The organism is Clostridium sp. AF32-12BH, assembly GCF_003477935.1.
Lineage (GTDB): Bacteria > Bacillota > Clostridia > Lachnospirales > Lachnospiraceae > Brotaphodocola.
On record NZ_QUEH01000048.1, the window covers coordinates 1 to 1,266 of the forward strand.

The 1,266-nt window shown below is 54.9% G+C and carries 2 pseudogenes; both read right to left on the reverse strand.

Annotated features, from left to right (window positions below):
* Window positions 1-209, reverse strand: a pseudogene (locus tag DWZ40_RS19145) (hypothetical protein); the annotation flags it as partial.
* Between the two features lie 418 nt (window positions 210-627).
* Window positions 628-1,266, reverse strand: a pseudogene (locus DWZ40_RS19155) (plasmid recombination enzyme); the annotation flags it as partial.

Here is a 1,266-nt window from a genome sequence, read left to right on the forward strand (position 1 = left end):
GCCTTGTCAACCTCACCTTTCGGCACCGTCACCGCAATTCCGTTTCCCTTCCTGTCCTCAAAATGGCCCTTCCTCTCGAAAGATCCTTCTGGGAAGATCTCACGATAAAACTCATACGGCTCCACCGGCTCCAAAAACTTCTCTAAATGCTCGTTCTTTTCCCTGTAAAGTTCCCGCAGCCGTTCCAGGGCTTCTTGCTGATCCGCCATTCCTTACACCTCTTTTCGTACATTCTGCAAACCCATAGGGGGAAAAGGGGAAGCCAAAGAGCGGCCCCTTCGGGGCCTTAAAGAGAAAGTCACCTCCCCCTTTTCCCCCTCGCTCTGGGGCATGGAAATGATGGAAAACCTTTCAGGTTTACCACATTCCCACACCCCGCCGCTCACCCCCATAACCCCCTCCGACTTTCTCCCTGTCAGAGAGAGAATATTTTATTATATTTTCCCTGGCCTAAAGGCCATAGGGGGGCATATATTATCAATATATTTTTTCCCTATTTTACGACAAACCCATTTCAGCTTGTCCCCCCCATAGGGGGCATATATTATCAATATATTTTTTCCCTATTTTCTGTTGATATTATAGCCTGTCCGGGTGGCTCTTGCAAGGCCCCCGGACAGGCTTCTTTTACAGCTCCATACCGCCCCAGGTATGGCCCCGTTCCTGATCTCTTTCCGGCTGCTGCACCTCTGGCACAGGTAGCAGCTCACGCGCCTTTTCGACCAGAGGACGGAACTGCTCTGGCAAGTGCCGATCCAGGAAATCCAGCACCGCCCCGATCCCTTCCCGGAGCCGCGCCGAAAACCCGCGCTCCCGGCTCAAATCTTCTTCCAGGTATTCCACCTGCACTTTGAGCTGCCGGTTTTCATTTTCAAGCCGCTGCCGCTCCTGGGCCTCCTTCAGCTTTTCTTTCGTCGAGGGGATTTTCTGCTGAAGCTGTTGGTTTTCTACCTTCAGCTCCCGCACCTTCTGCTCTGCCGCCGCGCCCCGGATCACCGCCGCCTTCAGCTCCTTCACCTGCTCCACCGTCACGCCCTTGACGGCCCCTGTCAGCGTCTTTTCCGGCTGTATTGCGTCCAGATCGGGCTTGACCTTCTCCACCGCTTTCAGCAGCTTCACATTCCCTTGCAGGGCCTTTCTCTGCTTTTCCAAGGCCGCGATCTCCTGCTCTGCCGCTATCACCTGTTCCTGGACAGCTTCAAGCCGCTGGGCCGCTGCTCTGTACTCTGGCAGCTCCATATGAGGCCGGCCACCGCCCAGGCTGAT